This is a genomic window from Methylocystis sp. Se48 (genome assembly GCF_056269425.1).
The window spans coordinates 2,506,757-2,524,876 of record NZ_CM149850.1 but is presented as its reverse complement, the minus strand read 5'-3'; the positions used below and the strand labels follow the sequence as shown (position 1 = coordinate 2,524,876).

Sequence of the window (18,120 nt, the reverse complement as noted above, 5' to 3'; positions counted from 1 at the left end):
CCGCTCAACGATCGGACGCAATTTGTCCCCAGTTTTGCCGGGGGAAAGCAGTAAGGCGTCGATCTTTCAGCCGTCAACCCGTCGATCCGGTCGCGGCGGCCGCTCGACGGCCTGGACAGGGCGGGATAATTACGCGCGCGGCGCAATTGGCGGCGTTCGACGGGAAAGGGAAAATGCCCTACGCATCGAAGATCCCTCTCTTCACGTCCATCCCTCCCCGCGTGCGACGCCCGGTGAATGGCCGCGATTACGGCGACGCCTGGCAGGCGGCCTGCATTGAATCCTGGCGGCGGAGCGGATTCCGCGTCATCAGCCTCAACGGCGCGGCCGAACTCGTCGACCTTCGTCGATCCTACCCGGCGGGCGTCGATTTCATCGAGCTGCCGCCGGGCGTCGAGCGCCCGCGCATCGTCGATTTTCTCGACGCGGCGAAAGACAGCGGCGCGGCGACGGCCGGCGTCGTCAACGCGGATTGCCTGATGATTCCGCAGACGGGCCTCGCGGAGCGTCTTTCGGAAGGTCTGAAAAGCGTAGCGATCGTCGAGCGGATCAATCTGGATCGCCAAACGCTGCGTCCCACCGGCCAGCATTGTTACGGTTTCGACGCCTTCTTTTTCCCCACCGGCGCGCTCGGCGCCCTGAAACGGGACGAGAGCTGGCGCATCGGCGACACATGGTGGGATTACTGGCTGCCGCTCGCCTTTCATCTCGGCGGCGTCGAACCGCGGACATTGCCGGCGCCGATGCTCGTGCACCTCGATCATGAACTCGCCTGGAACAAGGAGGGCTGGATCGAAAAATGCCGCCGATTGCTCGCCTATGTGCGCGACGGCGCGCGCGCGCCGGACGATCCCGAACTCGCGGCGGCTTTCGCGGCCATGCCGCAGGCGCCCGAGGAGCTGGAAGTCTACGGATTCAGCCAGCGGATTTTCGCCTGGCTACGGGCGCGTGAGCCGCTATGGCGGCCGGAGGCGGCCTCGATCGACGACTTGTTCGCCGGCGTTCTGAACGCGCTCGCGACGCCCGCCCCGCCGACTCCGCCGGCTGCAGGGACGGCGGCGGGTCGTGAAAATCCCTTGCGGCGCATAGTGAGCTGGCTTGGCGCGAATCGACGCGGCTGAGGACGGGGCGCCCGCGCGTCCGTCCTCCCCGCAGAAACCGGCGCTTGGACAGCAGCTTGCGGTCAGCTAAAGTAATCGTCGAATCCGCGCGGCGATCCTTTCCCCGCGGCCTCCCGGGCCAAGACCCGGGCACAATGACATCAGGGCGACGAAGCCGGAGCATAAATGCTAGACAGCTTGAAACGATGGCGCGCTATCGCGCAGGGCGCGTGGGATTATCACAGGCGCCCGGATTTGCGGGATCCCTGGGGCGGCCCGTTCAATAACCAACGCGCGCGCAAGTCGTTGTTCCTGTCCCTCGTGGAAGCGTTCCGCCCTTGGGCCATCGTGGAGACTGGCGCCTATCGCGGGTCGACGACCGAATTCTTCGCCAAGACCGGATTGCCGGTCTTCAGCGCGGAACTCGATCTCCACGCCTATGGCTTCTCGCGCATGCGACTGCGGCGAGACGGCAATGTGAAAATCATGAATGGCGACAGCCGGGCGGTGCTTCGCGAACTGCTGGACGGTCCCATGTGGACGAATCATGGGTCCAATCCTTTCTTCTATCTCGACGCGCACTGGGGCGAGGATTTGCCGCTTGCGGAGGAGATCGACATCATTTTTTCGCGCTGCCCCGACGCGATCGTCATGATCGACGATTTCGCCGTGCCGGGCGACGACGGCTATGGCTATGACGATTACGGTCCGGGCAAAGCCCTCAACGCGGACTATATCGCGCCCGCGCTTCAGGCGCACGGTCTGGCCGCCTTTTATCCGTCGACGCCATCGAGCGCGGAATCAGGGGCGTTGCGCGGATGCGTCGTGCTCGCCAAAGCCGCTCAGCATGGCGCGAAACTATCCTCATTGCCCTTGCTTCGAGCAGTCTGACCCCCTAGGGCTGGGGACCCGGCGCCGGCTTCCGACGCGAGTCGCAACCCGGTTCGAAGCGAAACCGGTAGAGGAAGTATCGACCTATGGCGCGGGACTCCGCTTGGCTTCTCGAACATAAAGCCGACGTCTATTCGCAGACCGGCGAGGACGGAATCATAGAAGCGATCCTATCGAGGATCGGAGAACGCGATCGCTGGTGCGTCGAGTTCGGCGCCTGGGATGGCCAGCATCTCAGCAATACGCGCAATCTGATCGAGACGCAGGATTACCGGGCCGTCTTGATCGAAGGAGACGCGGCGCGTTGCGCCGCGCTCGGAAAATTCTACGAGGGCAATAACCGGATTTTTCCGCTGAACGCCTTCGTCGGTTTTGACGAGGCGACCGGCCTCGACTCCTTGCTTCGCAAGACGCCGATACCCGCGGATTTCGATTTTCTGTCCATCGATATCGACGGCAATGACTATCACGTATGGAACGCGGTCCGGCAATACCGGCCGAAGCTCGTCGTGATCGAGTTCAATCCGACGATTCCGACGGAATGCCATTTCGTTCAGCAGCCCGATCCCAACGTAAATCAGGGCTCGAGCTTGTCCGCCCTCACGGCGCTCGCGACGTCCAAGGGCTATCAACTGGCGTGCGTCCTGCAGTTCAACGCCTTTTTCGTGCGGGACGATCTCTTTCCGAATCTGGAGATCGCCGACAATTCGCCCTTCGTCCTGCGGCGGGATCTCAGTCAGCTGACGTTCCTGTTCCAGGGGTTCGACGGAACGATTTTCCTGCACGGAAATCGACGGATGCCATGGCATGATCTTGATATCGACGATAATGACGTTCAGATGCTCCCGGCTCCGCTTCGGAAATTCCCGTCGGCATATTCGCCGCTCGAAGCCGCCCTGTTTCGGTTGTTCAAGCATTGGCGGGCGTTTAAGAAGGCGTTGCGCGACGCGATGACGTCGTCGGGCGCGCGTCTCGCGTGGTCGCGCGACAACGATCGGCGTCCCCGCGGCGACGGATAAGCCGCTCGACCGAGGAGACGACATGTTCGAAGCTTTGCGAAAGAAACTGTCGACCCTTTGGGCGCGTCAACCAGAGGCTCCGGTGGCGCAGGAGGACCGTTTCCTCGGCGCCTGCAGGGGCGTGCTGCATGTCGGCGCAAATTCCGGTCAGGAACGCGAAACCTACGCCCGGCTCGGTCTGCCCGTCGTGTGGGTCGAGGCGCTGCCTGACGTTTTCGAGGAGCTCAAGGCCAATATCGCGCCTTATCCTGACCAGATGGCCATTCGCGCGCTTCTCACCGACTGCGACGGTCAGAAATATGTTTTCCGCGTCGCGAACAACAACGGCGCCTCGTCGTCGATCCTGGAGCTGAAATATCATAAGGACATCTGGCCCGAGGTCGAATACGTCGAAGAGATCGAGATGGAATCCGCTACGCTCCGAACGGCGCTCGCGGCGCATGGCGTCGACCCGTCCGCTTATGACGCGCTCGTGATGGATACGCAGGGCTCCGAACTGATGATCCTGCAAGGAGCGGGAGATCTTCTCGATCGTTTCGACTACATCAAGACCGAGGCGGCTGATTTCGAATCCTACGAAAATTGCGCGACCGTCGCCTCCTTGACCGACTTTCTCGGCGCGCATGGCTTCAGCCTCGTGCGGCAGGACAAATTCGCAACGCATCCCAGTCTGGGCAGTTATTACGATATCCTCTTCGAGCGAACCTCGAAGCGGAACGACCGCCAAGATTGACGCAGCGCCGAGGCGCGTATGACCTCCGGGAAGACATCCGACGAAGCCATCGCCGCCTATCTGCGCGCGCTGAATGAGCGAGAACTGGTCGACGAGATCGGCGCGACGCCCGTCGAACAGGCTTACAAACGCGCGCGAAATCTCGTCGTGCTGCGCGTCAAGGAACTCTACTGGACGATTTCGCGTCTGCTGAGAAACGCGCAGGCGCGCCTTTTTCCTGATTATCGTGCGCGAAAGAACAGGCTCCCGGCATGGCGGACGTCCGACCGGCCGGACGCATCGCCTGAAGGGCGGCTTTTATCCAAACCGCGCCTGTTGCTCGACATGACGAGCACCTTGCGCTCCGGCAAGGGGACGGGCATTCAGCGCGTCGTGCGCGAGATTGCGCGCCATGCGTGGGAAATCGGCGCGGGAATTCCCGTCGCGATCCACAACGGCAGGCTGTTTTCCTATTATCCGCATCCCGACGTTCGGGATGTCGTCGAGATCGCCGACGGCGACATCTTCCTGATGCTCGACGCGAGCTGGAACCACACGGAAGAATATCTCCCCATTCTCGAAGAGGTGAAGGCGAGGGGCGGGCGCAGCGTCGTCTGTCTCTACGATATCCTGCCGCTGCTGTATCCGAACGCCTTCCCGGCAGATTTGAGCGCGCGGTTCCGAGTCTGGCTCGACCGCATCGTGCTGAAGAGCAACGGCGTCGTGGCGGATTCGCGCGCCGTGGCGGACAGCCTGCGCGACTATCTTCTCGCGCATGATCTTTCGGTTCCGGGATTTCCGATCGGCTGGTGGCGGCTCGGCGCCGACTTCTCGCCGGCGACGACGGGAAAGCCGTCCGAACAGGCGGAGCGCATCGCCTCCGGCGCCAAACCATATTTCCTTGGCGTCGGCACGGTAGAACCGCGCAAGGGTTATCCTGTCGTGCTGGAGGCGCTGGAGCGTCTATGGGGCGAGGGCCTCGATTTCGCTTATGTCATCGTCGGCGGGCGCGGCTGGGGCATGCGCCATTTCGAGAAGCGCTTGCGCCGCCATCCCGAGTTCGGGCGGCGTCTCTTCTGGCTTCAGCGCGCCGGCGACGCAGATCTTGCGCTGCTCTATTCGCACACGCGGTCGCTCGTTCTCGCCTCGGTCGCGGAGGGCTTCGGCCTCCCCATTGTCGAGGCTGCGAATTACGGCGCGCCGGTCATCGCGACCGACATACCGGTTTTTCACGAGGTCGCGGGCGATAGCGCGCGCTATTTCGCCTTGCTCGACGCCGACGATCTCGCCGCGCAGATGCGCGCCGGGCTCGCTGAAAAGCCGGTCGCGCCGGTCATTGCGTGCACGAGCTGGCGGGAGTCGGCGCAACAACTTGTCGCCATCGTGCGCGAGAATGGCTTCCAGACCCGGATGGACTGAGACGCGCGCTCAGAACGGGTGATACTGATACAGCCAGTTCTCCGAGAGAATCGTGTCGCCATTCTTGAGATAGAGGCGCATTTCGACCGGGTCCGTTCCGTCCACGGTCAGGTCGAATTGCGCGCGCCAGTGGCCGGGCACGCCGTCGAAAACCGCTTCCGTATAGATGTAGGAGAAGCTTCCCCGCGAGGCCCAGAGCACGGGCTCCGGCTTCACGCCAAAAGGAAGTTTCTCGAGCGGCCCGCCCAGAAACTCCACCATGAACTTGCGCACGCCCTTGGGGCGCGGCTTGCCCGGCTGGCCGCCATTGCCCAGTCGCGTCCCGACGCACCGCGCGAGCTGCGTCGGATAGGGCTCGTCCGCGAGCCAATGCAAACGGTAGGAGAATTCGAACTCGGCTCCCGGAACGGCCTTTTTCTCCGGCACCCAGACGCAGACGATATTGTCGTGAATTTCGTCGTCCGTCGGGATTTCGATGAGGTGAATGGCGCCCTTGCCCCAGTCGCCCTTGGGTTCGACCCACACGCTCGGGCGACGGTCGTAGAAGACGTTGTCGAGATAATGGTCGTAATTGCGGTCGCGCTGCATCAGGCCGAAGCCCTTCGGATTATTGTCGCCGAAGGCGGAAGCCATCACGCGATCCGGATTGTTGAGCGGACGCCACAGCCGCTCGCCCGTTCCGGTCCACATGGAAAGCCCGTCCGAGTCGTGCACCTCCGGGCGCCAATCCACCGCCGTCGGCTTCTTCGTCTCCGAAAACCAATACATTGATGTCAGCGGCGCGACGCCGAACCGTGTGAAGGAGCCGCGCAGATAAAGCGCGCAGTCGATGTCCATGACGACGCCCCTGCCGCGCGTCATCAGGAATTTATAGGCGCCGACGATCGAGGGGCCTTCCAGCAGGGCGTGCAGGACGACGCCGTCGGCGGTCTCCGGCCCGATATAGATGTGGGTGAAGTCGGGAAATTCCTCGTTTGAGCCGGCCTGCCAGGTGTCGAGCGCGACCCCGCGCGCCGAGAGGCCGTACTGGCGCAATTCGCCGATGGCGCGGAAATAGGAGGCGCCGAGGAAGGCCACCCAGTCGTTCTTCTTCCAGTCGAGCGGACCGTCCTTCGATTCCTGGATGCGGAAGCCCGCGAAGCCCGCGCCCGCCGGCAATTTCCGGGCGATGGAGTCCTCCGGCATGTTGAAGTAGCTCGTGTCGTACAGCACTTCGCGCGCCATGCCATTTTCGACCGCGTGAATGCGCACGGCCTTTTTGAAGAACATGCCGAGGTGAAAGAACTCGATCGGAAATCGCTCTTTCGTGTCCGCGAAGAGCGCGTGATCGGTGTTGTAGGTGATCTCGCCCCATTTCTCGTAGTCGATCTGCGAGGTGATTTCGGGCGAGGGGATATTTGGCTTGCGATAGGGCTCCTTGATGAGCCGCCGCGCTTCCTGCTTCAGCGCCTCGAAGGAGAAGGGTTGCGCTTCGCCGAGCTTTAGGTTGGAGATGCGGGAGGCCTCGGCCTCCGCGGGGCGGGCGCCGACGGCGCCGAGTGCGCCGGTCGCCGCCGCGACCTTGAGAAAGGAACGGCGATCCTGCTTGTCGATCATCTCGAAATCCCTGTGAAAACGACGTCGCCATGCTGGCGCAACGCGGCGACGGCGGGGGCGGAAAGCCTTAGGAGCGTAAGGAGGCCAGGCTTCCCAGTGTCAGCCGCGGATGGGCTCGTTGCGGATCGCGGTCCGCATGAAGAAATACAGACCGACGAGGCCGATGAGCGAGAAGAGGACTTCGAGCGCCCGGCTCACCATCGGGTCGAGCTGGAAAAGGCCGCCGAGCGCCCAACCCGCAGCCCAGGAAGCGCCGACAAGCTCCGTTCCGACGAGGATCGCGACGGCGATCAGCGTGGAAAGATGCAGGAAGTTGATCGGCTTCTGGCTCATGTCGCTGCTCTCGAGGGTTGCGCCCGGAGGGGACGCGGCGGGCCGCGTTTTGCGACAGTCCTGCTATAGCAAAGGGCATTGCAAGGCAATACCGGCCCCGATGGGGCCGGCGGGGGGCGCGTCAATGCGTCAGGCGGGCCGATTGCACGGCCTGCGCGAACATGTCCTGCATCGCCGCCGCAATGTCGGCCGGCGTGTCGGCCTTGCGGTAGAAGCCCGGCGAGGCGCAGGCCTGCATCGCAGAGGGGAGATGGGGAGCTGCGTCGTTGGCCTTGAACTCCTGATAGGAGGCGAAGGGCTTCGGATTGCTGAAGGTCGGGTAGGGGATCTCCAGCACGGAGACCGTGACGCCGCGCGCCTTGAGGACGCCGCACAGCGTCGGGTCCATGGCGCGGATCGAGACGGTCACGCCGGGTGGGGTCGGATAGGGCGTGACGCCCGGCCAGGCGCCTGTCGACGTGTCGAAGCGCTGGCTGTTCTGCATGCCGTCCGAGACGAAGAAGACGAAAGGCTGCGACGTCGAGGCGCCCGAGCCGTCGCCCACCGTCGCGATTTTGGCGTTGATTTCCTGGAAGATGTTGGTGATATGCGTGCCGCCCGACCCCATCGGGACAGTATCTGCGGGAATGTTGGGATTGGCCTTGTAATTCGGATTGAGATTGCGGGCGAAGACCTTGTCGTCGCCGAAGTCCAGCAGTTTGCCGAAGTCGGTCGTTCCCGTCGCGGAATTGTAATTGATCGCCGTCTCGACCGAATACTGGTCGCCGCGCAGATTGTCGGTGAGGTCGACGAAGGCGTTGACGTGGGTGATGAACGGATAGACGCCCACCCGATACTGCTTGGGCAGGGTCGCGGTCTCTTGCGCCTTTTTCATCAATTGCGCCACCGCCGCGCCGACGGCGTCGATGCGGAGCTGGATGTTGTTCGCGCGCGAGACGTTGTAGCCCTGCGACCAGGGGAAATGGCAGGCGAAGCGGCAGCCAGTGGGATATTGCGCCAGATCGTCGGGGTTCTTCGCGGCGAGGGCCGCCTCGCCCGCGGGCGTCGAGGGAAGGCCCATGGAGCCGGAAACGTCGAGCAGCAGGTAGAAATCCAGAAACTTCGCCATCTTGAGCTGCGCGCCCGCGCCGCCGTTGTAATTCATCAGCTTGACGCCGGCGATCTTGCCGAAATTCGAGGGCATGGCCGCGTTGTAGGCGACGGTGGCCGAGACGTCCTGGCCGTTGATCGTCACATTGATCGTCGGCTTCGCCAGAAGGTCGGAGGCGCGCTTGCCGGCCTGGGCGAAAAAAGACTTTTCCGCCTGCGCCCGCGCCGCGGCGATCGCCTGCGGCTTGGGGTTCGGGTTCGAGACGGAGAGTTCGGCGATGGTGTTTTGCGCCGTCTTGATGGCCGCCAGCGCCGCCGCGTCGGCGGAGGCGTCGAGACGCGATTTGGCGGTTTGCAGAATGGCGTAGTCGGCGGCGAGACCGGAGGCCAGAACCAGCGGGATGACCGCGAGTCCCATCGCGATCGCGACTGCGCCGTTTTCGTCGCGCGAGAAATCGGGGAGCTTCACAGGATTACGCATGGCACGCTCTCAGGCACAGGTGGTGACGAAGGAGTCGCCGGCGGCGACTGCGTAAGGCAGATTGTTCACGTAACGCGGCTGCAGATAGCTGGACCGCTTGATCGTGAGGGGGCCGAAAATCTTGGCGGCGAACAGCGGCCGATAGGCGTAGGTGAGATCGACGACGATGACCGAGTTTGGGCCGAAGACATCCGTCGGCAGGGTGGTGGGGCTCGGCGTCGTGGCGTTCGGCACGGGCGCCAACAAGGTATTGCAGGGCCGACGATCGGAGCCGCCGCTCCACGCGACTTTCGCGAGATAGGCGCAGCCGGAGACGCAACCGGGGGTCGTCGGCGCGAAGCCGACGGTCGACATCCCGACCTTGATGTTGTCGCTCCATTTCTGGCCGAGCCGCGCACTGTCCTGCAACGCGCGGGGAAACAGGACCATCACCGAGTCCTGCGCATATTTCATGTCGGCCGGTTCGACCTTCTGGGATTGCGACAGCATTTGCGCGATCGAGTTCGCGGCGTTTTCGAGCTGGCGCGCGGCCCAGGCGTAGCGGTCGAGTTCGATGAAGCCGAGCAGCATCAGGCCCAGGACGGGCAGGGCCAGGCCGAATTCGACGGCTGCAAAGCCGCGGTCTTCGGAGAGAAGGTTCTTGTGGATCATGGCTTTCGCGCGCGTCATGTCAGCACCCGACGTTGGAGGTGGGGAACGGCTCGTTCTTGAACGTCGCCGTCGACTGGACGAGGCGGGTCTTGCGGCCCTTGTAGATGGTCGAATTGGGGAACAGCAGCGCTGTGGTGAGGAGCGGGGCGGGGTAGGCCGCGCGCAGCACCACATATTTCTTGGGGCCGCCGACGCAGTAAGCGTTCTTGGCGTTGTCGAGTTGCGGCGGCTTCAACCCGCTCTTCGCGGCGTTGACGTAGTTCTGATAGGGCGTCGTCGCCGGCGCGCCGCCGCTGGCCGGCGCGTCGAAGGCCTGCACGTCCACGTAAAGGTCGTCGCAGCTCATCAGCGCCGGGAGCTTGGGGCACATGATCTGCGCGCGGAACTGGGCGGCGTCGAGCGCTTTGCCGGAGACGGACTGGTTCTGTACATAGCCGGTCATGATCTGCCGGGCGGTCTGCTGCACGACGGCGTCCAGCCGCGACTGGGCGAAATTGCCGTAGGCGTATTCGAGAATCGCGACGACCAGCAGCAGGAAGGGAAGCGCGACAAGGCCGAACTCCACCGCCGCGAAGCCGTGGGAGTCGTGAACGAAATCGACGCAATTGCGCGCTTTTGCGCCGCTGCGGCGCTGAAGGGTTTCGTTAACGCGTTCGATCATTTTTCGCTCTCGTTCATCAGCGGGGAGCGCGGTCGATCGCGGCGCGCTCCCTAGAAATTCCGGCGGTTTCGGCCCGTTCGGGACCCCGGGAACAACCGCCTGATGACGCGCGAGAGTGTTAGCGTTTCCTTAACGAATTCTTTTTTCGATCTTCGAATCTTCGAGACAATTGAGAATAGTTTTGATGCAACTGGCCTTAACGTTAAATTCACCGCTGGCTGGGCCGTTGATTTGCGGGAGGATCAAGGGGGAGGCGACGCCGCGCGAAAAAATGATGTGGATTGCGGGGAGCGATAGATAGCGCTTTCTATGCAACCAGTGCGCGAAAAGCGAGCCAAGGCCTCAGCGGCGCCGGGCGGACAGCGCGCTCCCTAGCGGCGCCGGCGTCCGGACCATTATCCAGCCGTGCGCGGGATGGCCGGCGCGCAGGGCGCCTCGCCGGCCAGCGTGACGACAGCCCCGCCCCGAGACGATGCGAGCCGAGGCTGGCGGCGGAACACATGATCGCGAGAAACGCGGGCGGCGCCCGCCGCGGAAAACCTCAGAACGGAATATCGTCGTCGAGTTGTTCGGAAAGACGGCCGCCGCCGCTCGCTTGGGCTGGTCGGCGCTCGACGGGCGCCCGCTCCATCGGCGAGGAGCGGCCGAAGGAGCCGCCGCTTTGGCCATAGCCGCCGCCCTCGTAATCCCCCTCGCCACGGCCGCCGCCCTTGCTGTCGAGAAGCGTCATCTCGCCCCGGAAACGCGGCACCACGACCTCGGTGATCTTTCTTTGATTGCCGTCCTTGTCCGTAAATTCGCGGGTCTGAAGCTGGCCTTCGATATAGATCTTGGAGCCCTTGCGGCAATATTGCTCGGCGATCTTGCCCAAGGCCTCGTTGAAGATCTGGACGCTGTGCCACTCGGTGCGGTCCTTGCGCTCGCCCGTATTCTTGTCGCGCCAGGATTCGGTGGTGGCGAGCGAGAAGGAAACGACGCGGTCGCCCGAGGGAAAGGTCCGGACTTCCGGATCGCGGCCCAGATTGCCGACCAGAATGACCTTGTTGACGCTGCCCGCCATGACTCTCTCCGCTTGCTCGACGCGCGGCACATTAACCCAGACGCGCCCGCGCCCGACGCGCCTGATGCGCTTGTCCACAGATCATGCGGCGCGGCCGAAACATTGTTCGTTTTTTGTTCTAGCACCGGCGCGCGGAGCGCGCAAGCCGTTCAGTCCGCCGTGCCAGGCGCTTCGGCGGCGGAGGGCGTCTCGGCGCCTCGCGACAGCCCTGCCGTCAGTTTCTCGCGATCCAGTTCGCCCTCCCAGGCGGAGACAACGACGGTTGCGACGCCATTGCCGATGAAATTGGTCAGCGCGCGACATTCGCTCATGAATTTGTCAATGCCGAGAACGAAGGACATGCCTGGCGCCAGCGCGGGATCAACGGCGGTGAGCGTCGCCGCGAGCGTGACGAACCCGGCCCCGGAGACGCCGCTCGCGCCCTTCGACGTCAGCATGGCGACGACGAGGATCGTCGCCTGATGACCGAAATCCAGCTCGGCGCCCATCGCCCGGGCGATGAAGAGCGTCGTGAGCGTCATGTAGATATTCGTGCCGTCGAGATTGAAGCTGTAGCCCGTGGGCACCACAAGGCCGACGACCGACCGGGAGCAGCCGAGACGCTGGAGCTTTCCCATCAGGGCGGGCAGGGCGCTTTCCGACGACGATGTGCCGAGCACGATCAGCAATTCGTCCTTGAGATAGGCGAGAAAGCGGAAAATGTTGAAGCCTGTCGCCGCGGCAACGGTCCCCAGCACGACGGCCACGAACAGCGCAGAGGTGAGATAGAAGGCGCCGATGAGCCCGCCGAGCGAGAGAAGCGCCGCGGACCCGTATTTTCCGACCGTATAGGCCATGGCTCCGAAGGCGCCGATGGGCGCGGTCTTCATCACGATGCCGATGAGGGCGAACATGACGCGGCCTGCCTCGTCCACCCAGATCCGCATCGGCCGGCCGCGCTCGCCGAGCGAGAGGAGCGCGAAGCCGAAGAGCAGCGAGAAAAGCAGCACCTGGAGGATTTCGCCCCTCGCGAAGGCGCCGACGGCGCTGTCGGGGATGACGTCGAGCAGGAAATCGACGCCGCTGCGATGCGCCGCCGCGTCCGTATATTTCGCGATCGCTGCGGCGTCGGCCTTGCCCGCGAAGTCGCCGCCGGGCTTCAGCACATTGCCGACGAGCAGGCCGAGCGCGAGCGCGAAGGTCGAGACGATCTCGAAATAGATCAGCGCCTTGAGACCCACCCGCCCCACCTTCCTGGCGTCCTCGATATGGGCGACGCCCGAGACGACCGTGCAGAAGATGATCGGCGCAATGACCATTTTGATGAGCTTGACGAAACCCTCGCCCAGCGCCTTCACCCAGGCGGCGGAGGCCATCTTAGGCGCCAAGAAGCCGAAAAGCGCGCCGAGCGCGATGGCTGCGAGCACCTGCACATAGAGCAGGCGATGGAGGGGCGTTTTCCGCGGGGCGTTGGTCATGTCCCCCGTGTAGTCCCGCCCACGCCCTCCGGCAACGGCCGCCAGTGGATTTGCGGCCCCGTCCGTGGCAGGAAAGGGCAGGCGTCGGGCGCCGGCGCCGAACATGCAAGTTTTCTCCATATGGCGAGCAACAACATGAAATCCGCCGCGGCGGTCGATCGCGTTTTCGACGACGCGAAAACGATCTCCATCCGCGGCGCGCGCGAGCACAATCTCAAGAACGTCGATCTGACGATCCCGCGCGACAAATTCGTCGTGTTCACGGGGCTGTCGGGGTCGGGCAAGTCGTCGCTGGCTTTCGACACGATCTACGCCGAAGGCCAGCGCCGCTATGTCGAGTCGCTCTCGGCTTATGCGCGCCAGTTTCTGGAGATGATGCAGAAGCCCGATGTCGACCAGATCGACGGGCTTTCGCCGGCCATCTCCATCGAGCAGAAGACGACCTCCAAGAACCCGCGCTCCACCGTCGGCACGGTGACGGAGATCCACGATTACATGCGCCTGCTCTGGGCGCGCGTGGGTACGCCATATTCGCCGGCGACAGGCCTGCCGATCGAGAGCCAGACCGTTTCGCAGATGGTCGACCGCGTGCTCGCTTTGCCGGAGGGGTCCCGCCTCTATCTGCTCGCGCCCATCGTGCGCGGCCGCAAGGGCGAATACAAGAAGGAGATCGCCGAATTCACGCGGCGCGGCTTCCAGCGCCTGAAGATCGACGGAACCTATTACGAGATCGCCGACGCGCCCGCGCTCGACAAGAAATTGAAGCACGATATCGACGTCGTGGTGGACCGCATCGTCGTGCGCAAGGACATTTCCGCGCGCCTCGCCGACAGTTTCGAGACGGCGCTGGATCTGTCGGGCGGGCTGGCGGTGATCGAATTCGCCGACGCCAAGGCGGGCGCGGAATTGGCGCTGGCGCAGGCGTCGGCCAATGTCTCCATGCATTATGCGCCGGGTCATATCGTCTTCTCGTCGAAATTCGCCTGTCCCGTATCGGGCTTCACCATCCCCGAAATCGAGCCGCGGCTTTTCTCCTTCAACAATCCCTTCGGCGCCTGTCCTGCCTGCGGCGGCATTGGCTGCGAGCAGAAGGTCGACGCCGATCTCGTCATCCCCAATCCGAAGACGACCCTGCGCAAGGGCGCCGTCGCGCCCTGGGCGAAATCATCCTCGCCCTATTACATGCAAACGCTCGAAGCGCTGGGGCGGCATTACAAGTTCAAGCTGGACACGTCCTGGGAGAACCTGCCCGAGAAGGCGAAGAATGTCATTCTTTTCGGCTCCGGCAGCGAGGAGATCAAATTCTCCTATGACGACGGCTTCCGCGTCTATGACGTGAAGAAGCCCTTCGAGGGCGTCGTCGTCAATCTCGAACGCCGTTTCATGGAGACGGAAAGCGAATGGGCGCGCGAGGAGATCGGGCGCTTCATGTCGGCGACGCCCTGCCTCGCCTGTGAAGGCTTCCGCCTGAAGCCGGAAGCGCTCGCGGTGAAAATCGCCGGTAAGCATATTGGCGAAGTCTCGGAGCTTTCCGTGCGCGCGGCGCTGGAATGGATATCGAAGTTGCCGGGCTTGCTCGACAAGAAGAAGAACGAGATCGCCTATCGCATCCTTAAGGAGATACGCGAGCGTCTTACTTTCCTCGTCGATGTTGGACTCGATTATCTGACGCTCTCGCGCAGCTCGGGCACGCTTTCGGGCGGCGAGAGCCAGCGCATCCGTCTCGCCTCGCAGATCGGCTCGGGCCTCACGGGCGTTTTGTATGTGCTGGACGAGCCGTCGATCGGCCTTCATCAGCGCGACAACGACCGGTTGCTCGACACGCTGCGGCGCCTGCGCAATCTCGGCAACAGCGTCATCGTCGTGGAGCATGACGAGGACGCGATCCTTGCCGCCGATTATGTCGTCGACGTCGGCCCCGGCGCCGGCATTCATGGCGGCAAGATCGTCGCGCAGGGCACGCCGCAGGAGATCATGGACAATCCTGCGTCGCTCACGGGTCAATATCTCACTGGCGCGAAGCAGGTGCGTCTCGCCCATACGCTGCGCAAGCCTATGGCGGGCCGCTGGCTCAAGCTCTCAGGCGCGCGCGGCAATAATCTCAAAAACGTCAACGCGCAAATTCCGCTGGGGCTCTTTACGGCCGTGACGGGCGTCTCCGGCGGCGGCAAGTCGACGCTCGTCATCGAGACGCTTTACAAGGCGGTCGCGCGACGACTCAACAATGCGCATGAAGTTCCCGCGCCGCATGACCGGCTCGAAGGGCTGGAACATATCGACAAGATCATCGACATCGACCAGTCGCCCATCGGCCGCACGCCGCGCTCCAATCCCGCGACCTACACAGGCGCCTTCACGCCGATCCGCGAATGGTTCGCGGGCCTGCCCGAGGCGAAGGCGCGCGGCTATGCGCCCGGGCGCTTCTCCTTCAATGTGAAGGGCGGGCGCTGCGAAGCCTGTCAGGGCGACGGCGTCATCAAGATCGAGATGCACTTCCTGCCGGACGTCTATGTCACTTGCGACGTGTGCAAGGGCAAACGCTACGATCGGGAAACGCTGGAAGTGAAATATCGCGAGAAATCCATCGCCGACGTGCTGGACATGACGGTGGAGGAGGCGGCGACGCTCTTCAAGGCCGTGCCCGCCATTCGCGACAAGATGGAGACGCTCAAACGCGTCGGCCTCGACTATATTCATGTCGGCCAGCAGGCGACGACGCTCTCGGGCGGCGAGGCGCAGCGCGTGAAGCTCGCCAAGGAATTGTCGCGCCGCTCGACCGGCCGCACGCTCTACATTCTCGACGAGCCCACGACGGGTCTGCATTTTCACGATGTGGCGAAGCTGCTCGAAGTGCTGCACGAACTGGTGGAGCAGGGCAACACCGTCGTCGTGATCGAGCACAATCTCGAAGTCATCAAGACGGCTGACTGGATCATCGACATGGGTCCGGAGGGCGGCGACGGCGGCGGCGAGATCGTCGCGGCCGGGCCGCCTTCGGACATCGTCAAGGAGAAGCGCAGCCACACCGGCCGCTATCTGGCCGAGGCGATGGCGCGTCGCCCGCTCGCTACGGAGAAGAAGCCCGCGCGGCGGAGCGCGAAGGTGGAATGATCGACGCCGCGCCCCGTTCGATCCACCGCTCGCGCGACGCCTCGAGCCCCCATACGGCGCCGAGCATGAAGAAGACGAAGCGCCAGTGGTCGATGTCGATCTGGAAGCCCTGAAGGAAAAGGGCGAAGAGGGTCGGCGCGACGACCTGCGCCTGACGCTGGTAGGGCGAAATGGTGAACATCAGGCGCAGGCCGATGTAGACCGTCACGCCGATGAGCAGAAAAAAAAGAAAGCCGCCGATCCAGCCGTTGTTGGCGAAGGCGCCGACGTAGGAATTGTGCGGCTCGAGGTCGAAGACGAGGCGGAAGCGTAGCGGGCCGAATCCCATGAAACGTTCGAGCAGCATGGGGATGGAGCGGATCTGATTGCCGAAGCGGCCGGTCGCGCCCTCGTCGTAATCCTGGGTTGCGGCCGTGCGTTGCGCGAAAAACTCCCGAGTCTCCGGAACGGACAGCAGCGCCACCACCACGATGGCCACCATCGCGACGGCGCCGGCCGTGGCGACGAGGATGCGGCGCTTCATGCGCAGGTCTTTCGTCGTGAAGAAGACCGACGCGATCATCAGCCCGAATGAAAAGACCGTCGCGCCATAGGAGCCGCGCGAAAAGGAGAGAAACATCCCGGCGAAGACCACGAGCAGCAGCGCCGAGGTCAGAAGGATGCTTCGCGCCCGTCCAAGCGTGAGATTGAGCGCGAGATAATTGATCGCGAGGATGAGATAGGAGCCGAGAACGTTCGGATCCTTGAAGGTTCCGGAGGCGCGGCCGGCGTGAGCGAAAATCTCGCCGCCGAGGCCGGCGACGTCGAAATAGCCGAGAATGCCCGTGAACGCCGCGATGAGGCAGCCGGCGGTATAGGCCTTAAGGCACAATTCGACGCGCGCGACGGTGCGATTGCCCATGTAAAGGGCATAGAAGAGGCCAGTCAGCACCAGATAGGCGGACTGATACTGATAGAGCGACGAATCCGGGCTATCCCAATAGGGGATCAGCGCGAGAAAGCCGGTGATCGTGTAAACGATGATGATGAAGGCGAAGACCAAGAAGCTTCGGTGGATGGAAAAGCCGCCGACGAACCACAGCGGCATCGCGATCAGCGACGCGAAGTCGTAAGGGGAAGGTTCGATGACGCCGATCGCGCCGCAGGCGACGAAGACGAAGACGAAAAAGCCGACGAGCTTTTCATAGTCGAAGGTCAGCGGCGCGCGAACACACTCGCCTCTCGTCGCCGCGTCCGTCATGGCTTTTCGTCCGTGCGCCGGCCCGTCTTGCGCGCCGTTAGTTCCTCATAAAGTTCGCGGGTTTTCGCCGCGGTCGTGGCGGCGTCGAAAGCGCCGGCTTTCTCGCGGCAGGCCGCCGCCATCCGGCGTCGTTCGTCGGGCGTCATCGCCGCTATTTCCAACACGCCGCGGGCGATGTCATCTGGCTCGAAGCTGGTGAGGACGCCGGTTTCGCCCGCGACGACGGCCTCGGGCGCCACGCCCACAGGCGGTGAGACGATCGGCACGCCGGCGGCCAGCGCCTCGGGGAAGATGAGCCCGAAGGACTCATAGTCGCTGACGCAGACCAGGCAGTCGAACGCCGCCATCATTTCGCGCCCGTCGGCGTGGGGCGCGAGCGTGGTCGCTTCCGCCACCCGCTGGGCGTGCAACTCAGCAGAAAATACGTCCAGCAATTCGCCGTTGCCGACGGCGACAAAGCGAAGGTCCGGCCTCGCGCCGGCCGTCAGGCCGAAAACCCGGGCGAGGCGCAGCGGATTCTTCTGCGGCGCCATGCGTCCGACAAAACCGACGACGAACGCGTCCGGCGAGAGCCCGAGCGCCGCGCGGGCTTTTTGGCGATCCGGCGTATGGGTGAAATCGACGCCCAATTGGATGAGCCGCAGGCGCGAGGCCGGCAGATGCAGCGCCTCGCGCGCATGGGCGTATTCCTGTCTCGATCCCAGGATGATCGCATCGCAAAACCAGCTCGCGGCCCATTCGACGACGCCGTAGAGGCGGCTCGCATCGGGCGCGAGCGTGACGAAGGCGTGCGGCGTGTAGACGACCACCGTCTTGTCGAGGAACAGGCCGGCGAGGCGCGCGAGCGCCCCGGCTTTCGAGCTGTGTCCGTGAACGACGTCGAAGGGGCCGAGTTCCCGCAGGACGCGCAACAGCCGCCAGCCGGAGACCGCATCGTGGGGTCCGACCTCCCGATACATGGGGAGGGCGCGCACTCGCAACGCCCCGCCGATCTCCGCGACCGCGTCGGTGAACTGCGCCTCGGCGCGGACCGGGGAGTAGATCAGCGTGACGTCATGGCCAGCCTCGACCTGGTCGCGCAAAAGCCCTGCGACGACCCGGCTGCTTCCTCCGCTAGAGGATTCGATGACGTGGCAAATGCGCATCTTGCGAGCGACAAACCTCAGCACGACTTCGTCGTGCGCGCCCCTGGCCTCGCGGTCAACGAGGACAAAAGCGCTCGCCGAGCGAAGCCACATCCGGCATGATCTTCGCCGGACATGGTTAAGATTGCGTATGTCGCTCCCGGGTTTTGAAAAAA

Annotated in this window: 15 protein-coding genes; 6 read left to right on the top strand and 9 right to left on the bottom strand. The window is 63.7% G+C overall.

Annotation, left to right across the window (positions count from 1 at the left end; translation table 11 throughout):
* Positions 1–173 precede the first annotated feature (173 nt).
* The 5 genes from ACV959_RS12435 to ACV959_RS12415 all read left to right on the top strand — a co-directional run bounded on the left by ACV959_RS12435 (position 174) and on the right by ACV959_RS12415 (position 5,141).
* Positions 174–1,121, top strand: a complete 948-nt coding sequence (locus tag ACV959_RS12435) for a hypothetical protein (protein WP_475736902.1) — start codon at positions 174–176, stop codon at positions 1,119–1,121.
* A gap of 165 nt (positions 1,122–1,286) precedes the next feature.
* A complete protein-coding gene (locus ACV959_RS12430) occupies positions 1,287–1,991 on the top strand; it encodes a hypothetical protein (protein ID WP_475736901.1) in 705 nt (234 codons plus the stop codon).
* Positions 1,992–2,077: 86 nt separating this feature from the next.
* The gene (locus ACV959_RS12425; RefSeq protein ID WP_475736900.1) at positions 2,078–3,010 is read left to right on the top strand and encodes an FkbM family methyltransferase; all 933 of its coding nucleotides are present in this window, start codon (positions 2,078–2,080) and stop codon (positions 3,008–3,010) included.
* 22 nt (positions 3,011–3,032) lie between these two features.
* The gene (locus ACV959_RS12420; protein WP_475736899.1) at positions 3,033–3,743 is read left to right on the top strand and encodes an FkbM family methyltransferase; all 711 of its coding nucleotides are present in this window, start codon (positions 3,033–3,035) and stop codon (positions 3,741–3,743) included.
* A gap of 18 nt (positions 3,744–3,761) precedes the next feature.
* Positions 3,762–5,141, top strand: a complete 1,380-nt coding sequence (locus ACV959_RS12415; RefSeq protein WP_475736898.1) for a glycosyltransferase family 4 protein — start codon at positions 3,762–3,764, stop codon at positions 5,139–5,141.
* A gap of 9 nt (positions 5,142–5,150) precedes the next feature.
* Here ACV959_RS12415 and ACV959_RS12410 read toward each other — a convergent pair whose 3' ends face one another.
* The 7 genes from ACV959_RS12410 to dctA all read right to left on the bottom strand — a co-directional run bounded on the left by ACV959_RS12410 (position 5,151) and on the right by dctA (position 12,469).
* Complete coding sequence (locus ACV959_RS12410) at positions 5,151–6,737, bottom strand: OpgD/OpgG family glucan biosynthesis protein (RefSeq protein WP_475736897.1); 1,587 nt, start codon at positions 6,735–6,737, stop codon at positions 5,151–5,153.
* 99 nt (positions 6,738–6,836) lie between these two features.
* Positions 6,837–7,070: a hypothetical protein gene (locus tag ACV959_RS12405; protein WP_475736896.1), complete on the bottom strand. Its 234-nt coding sequence runs from the start codon at positions 7,068–7,070 to the stop codon at positions 6,837–6,839.
* A gap of 121 nt (positions 7,071–7,191) precedes the next feature.
* Complete coding sequence (locus ACV959_RS12400) at positions 7,192–8,640, bottom strand: pilus assembly protein TadG-related protein (protein ID WP_475736895.1); 1,449 nt, start codon at positions 8,638–8,640, stop codon at positions 7,192–7,194.
* Between the two features lie 9 nt (positions 8,641–8,649).
* Entirely contained in the window at positions 8,650–9,309 is a 660-nt protein-coding gene (locus ACV959_RS12395; protein WP_475736894.1) for a TadE/TadG family type IV pilus assembly protein, read from the bottom strand.
* 1 nt (position 9,310) lies between these two features.
* Positions 9,311–9,952, bottom strand: coding sequence for a TadE/TadG family type IV pilus assembly protein (locus tag ACV959_RS12390; RefSeq protein WP_475736893.1), 642 nt, complete (start codon positions 9,950–9,952; stop codon positions 9,311–9,313).
* Between the two features lie 541 nt (positions 9,953–10,493).
* Positions 10,494–11,012, bottom strand: coding sequence for a single-stranded DNA-binding protein (ssb, locus tag ACV959_RS12385; protein ID WP_475736892.1), 519 nt, complete (start codon positions 11,010–11,012; stop codon positions 10,494–10,496).
* A 149-nt stretch (positions 11,013–11,161) separates the two neighbouring features.
* On the bottom strand, positions 11,162–12,469 hold the full coding sequence (gene dctA, locus ACV959_RS12380) for a C4-dicarboxylate transporter DctA (protein ID WP_475736891.1): 1,308 nt from the start codon (positions 12,467–12,469) through the stop codon (positions 11,162–11,164).
* Between the two features lie 135 nt (positions 12,470–12,604).
* Here dctA and uvrA point away from each other — a divergent pair, with 135 nt between their 5' ends.
* Positions 12,605–15,580 carry an excinuclease ABC subunit UvrA gene (uvrA, locus tag ACV959_RS12375; RefSeq protein WP_475736890.1) on the top strand — a complete coding sequence of 992 codons (2,976 nt, stop codon included), beginning with the start codon at positions 12,605–12,607 and terminating at the stop codon, positions 15,578–15,580.
* Here the strand turns inward: uvrA and ACV959_RS12370 are convergent.
* Both ACV959_RS12370 and ACV959_RS12365 read right to left on the bottom strand, forming a co-directional pair.
* Positions 15,537–16,820: an O-antigen ligase family protein gene (locus tag ACV959_RS12370; protein WP_475736889.1), complete on the bottom strand. Its 1,284-nt coding sequence runs from the start codon at positions 16,818–16,820 to the stop codon at positions 15,537–15,539. The genes uvrA and ACV959_RS12370 overlap by 44 nt on opposite strands.
* A complete protein-coding gene (locus ACV959_RS12365; RefSeq protein WP_475736888.1) occupies positions 16,817–18,058 on the bottom strand; it encodes a glycosyltransferase in 1,242 nt (413 codons plus the stop codon). Before ACV959_RS12365 ends, ACV959_RS12370 begins: the two co-directional genes overlap by 4 nt.
* Between the last annotated feature and the right edge of the window lie 62 nt (positions 18,059–18,120).

Bases quoted from the DNA above. Each gene is read 5' to 3' on its own strand.
- ACV959_RS12395 (WP_475736894.1), bottom strand. From the start codon at position 9,309: ATGACGCGCGCGAAAGCCATGATCCACAAGAACCTTCTCTCCGAAGAC.
- ACV959_RS12405 (WP_475736896.1), bottom strand. From the start codon at position 7,070: ATGAGCCAGAAGCCGATCAACTTCCTGCATCTTTCCACGCTGATCGCC.
- ACV959_RS12390 (WP_475736893.1), bottom strand. From the start codon at position 9,952: ATGATCGAACGCGTTAACGAAACCCTTCAGCGCCGCAGCGGCGCAAAA.
- ACV959_RS12400 (WP_475736895.1), bottom strand. From the start codon at position 8,640: ATGCGTAATCCTGTGAAGCTCCCCGATTTCTCGCGCGACGAAAACGGC.
- uvrA (WP_475736890.1), top strand. From the start codon at position 12,605: ATGAAATCCGCCGCGGCGGTCGATCGCGTTTTCGACGACGCGAAAACG.
- ACV959_RS12415 (WP_475736898.1), top strand. From the start codon at position 3,762: ATGACCTCCGGGAAGACATCCGACGAAGCCATCGCCGCCTATCTGCGC.
- dctA (WP_475736891.1), bottom strand. From the start codon at position 12,469: ATGACCAACGCCCCGCGGAAAACGCCCCTCCATCGCCTGCTCTATGTG.
- ssb (WP_475736892.1), bottom strand. From the start codon at position 11,012: ATGGCGGGCAGCGTCAACAAGGTCATTCTGGTCGGCAATCTGGGCCGC.
- ACV959_RS12430 (WP_475736901.1), top strand. From the start codon at position 1,287: ATGCTAGACAGCTTGAAACGATGGCGCGCTATCGCGCAGGGCGCGTGG.
- ACV959_RS12410 (WP_475736897.1), bottom strand. From the start codon at position 6,737: ATGATCGACAAGCAGGATCGCCGTTCCTTTCTCAAGGTCGCGGCGGCG.
- ACV959_RS12420 (WP_475736899.1), top strand. From the start codon at position 3,033: ATGTTCGAAGCTTTGCGAAAGAAACTGTCGACCCTTTGGGCGCGTCAA.
- ACV959_RS12370 (WP_475736889.1), bottom strand. From the start codon at position 16,820: ATGACGGACGCGGCGACGAGAGGCGAGTGTGTTCGCGCGCCGCTGACC.
- ACV959_RS12425 (WP_475736900.1), top strand. From the start codon at position 2,078: ATGGCGCGGGACTCCGCTTGGCTTCTCGAACATAAAGCCGACGTCTAT.
- ACV959_RS12365 (WP_475736888.1), bottom strand. From the start codon at position 18,058: ATGTGGCTTCGCTCGGCGAGCGCTTTTGTCCTCGTTGACCGCGAGGCC.
- ACV959_RS12435 (WP_475736902.1), top strand. From the start codon at position 174: ATGCCCTACGCATCGAAGATCCCTCTCTTCACGTCCATCCCTCCCCGC.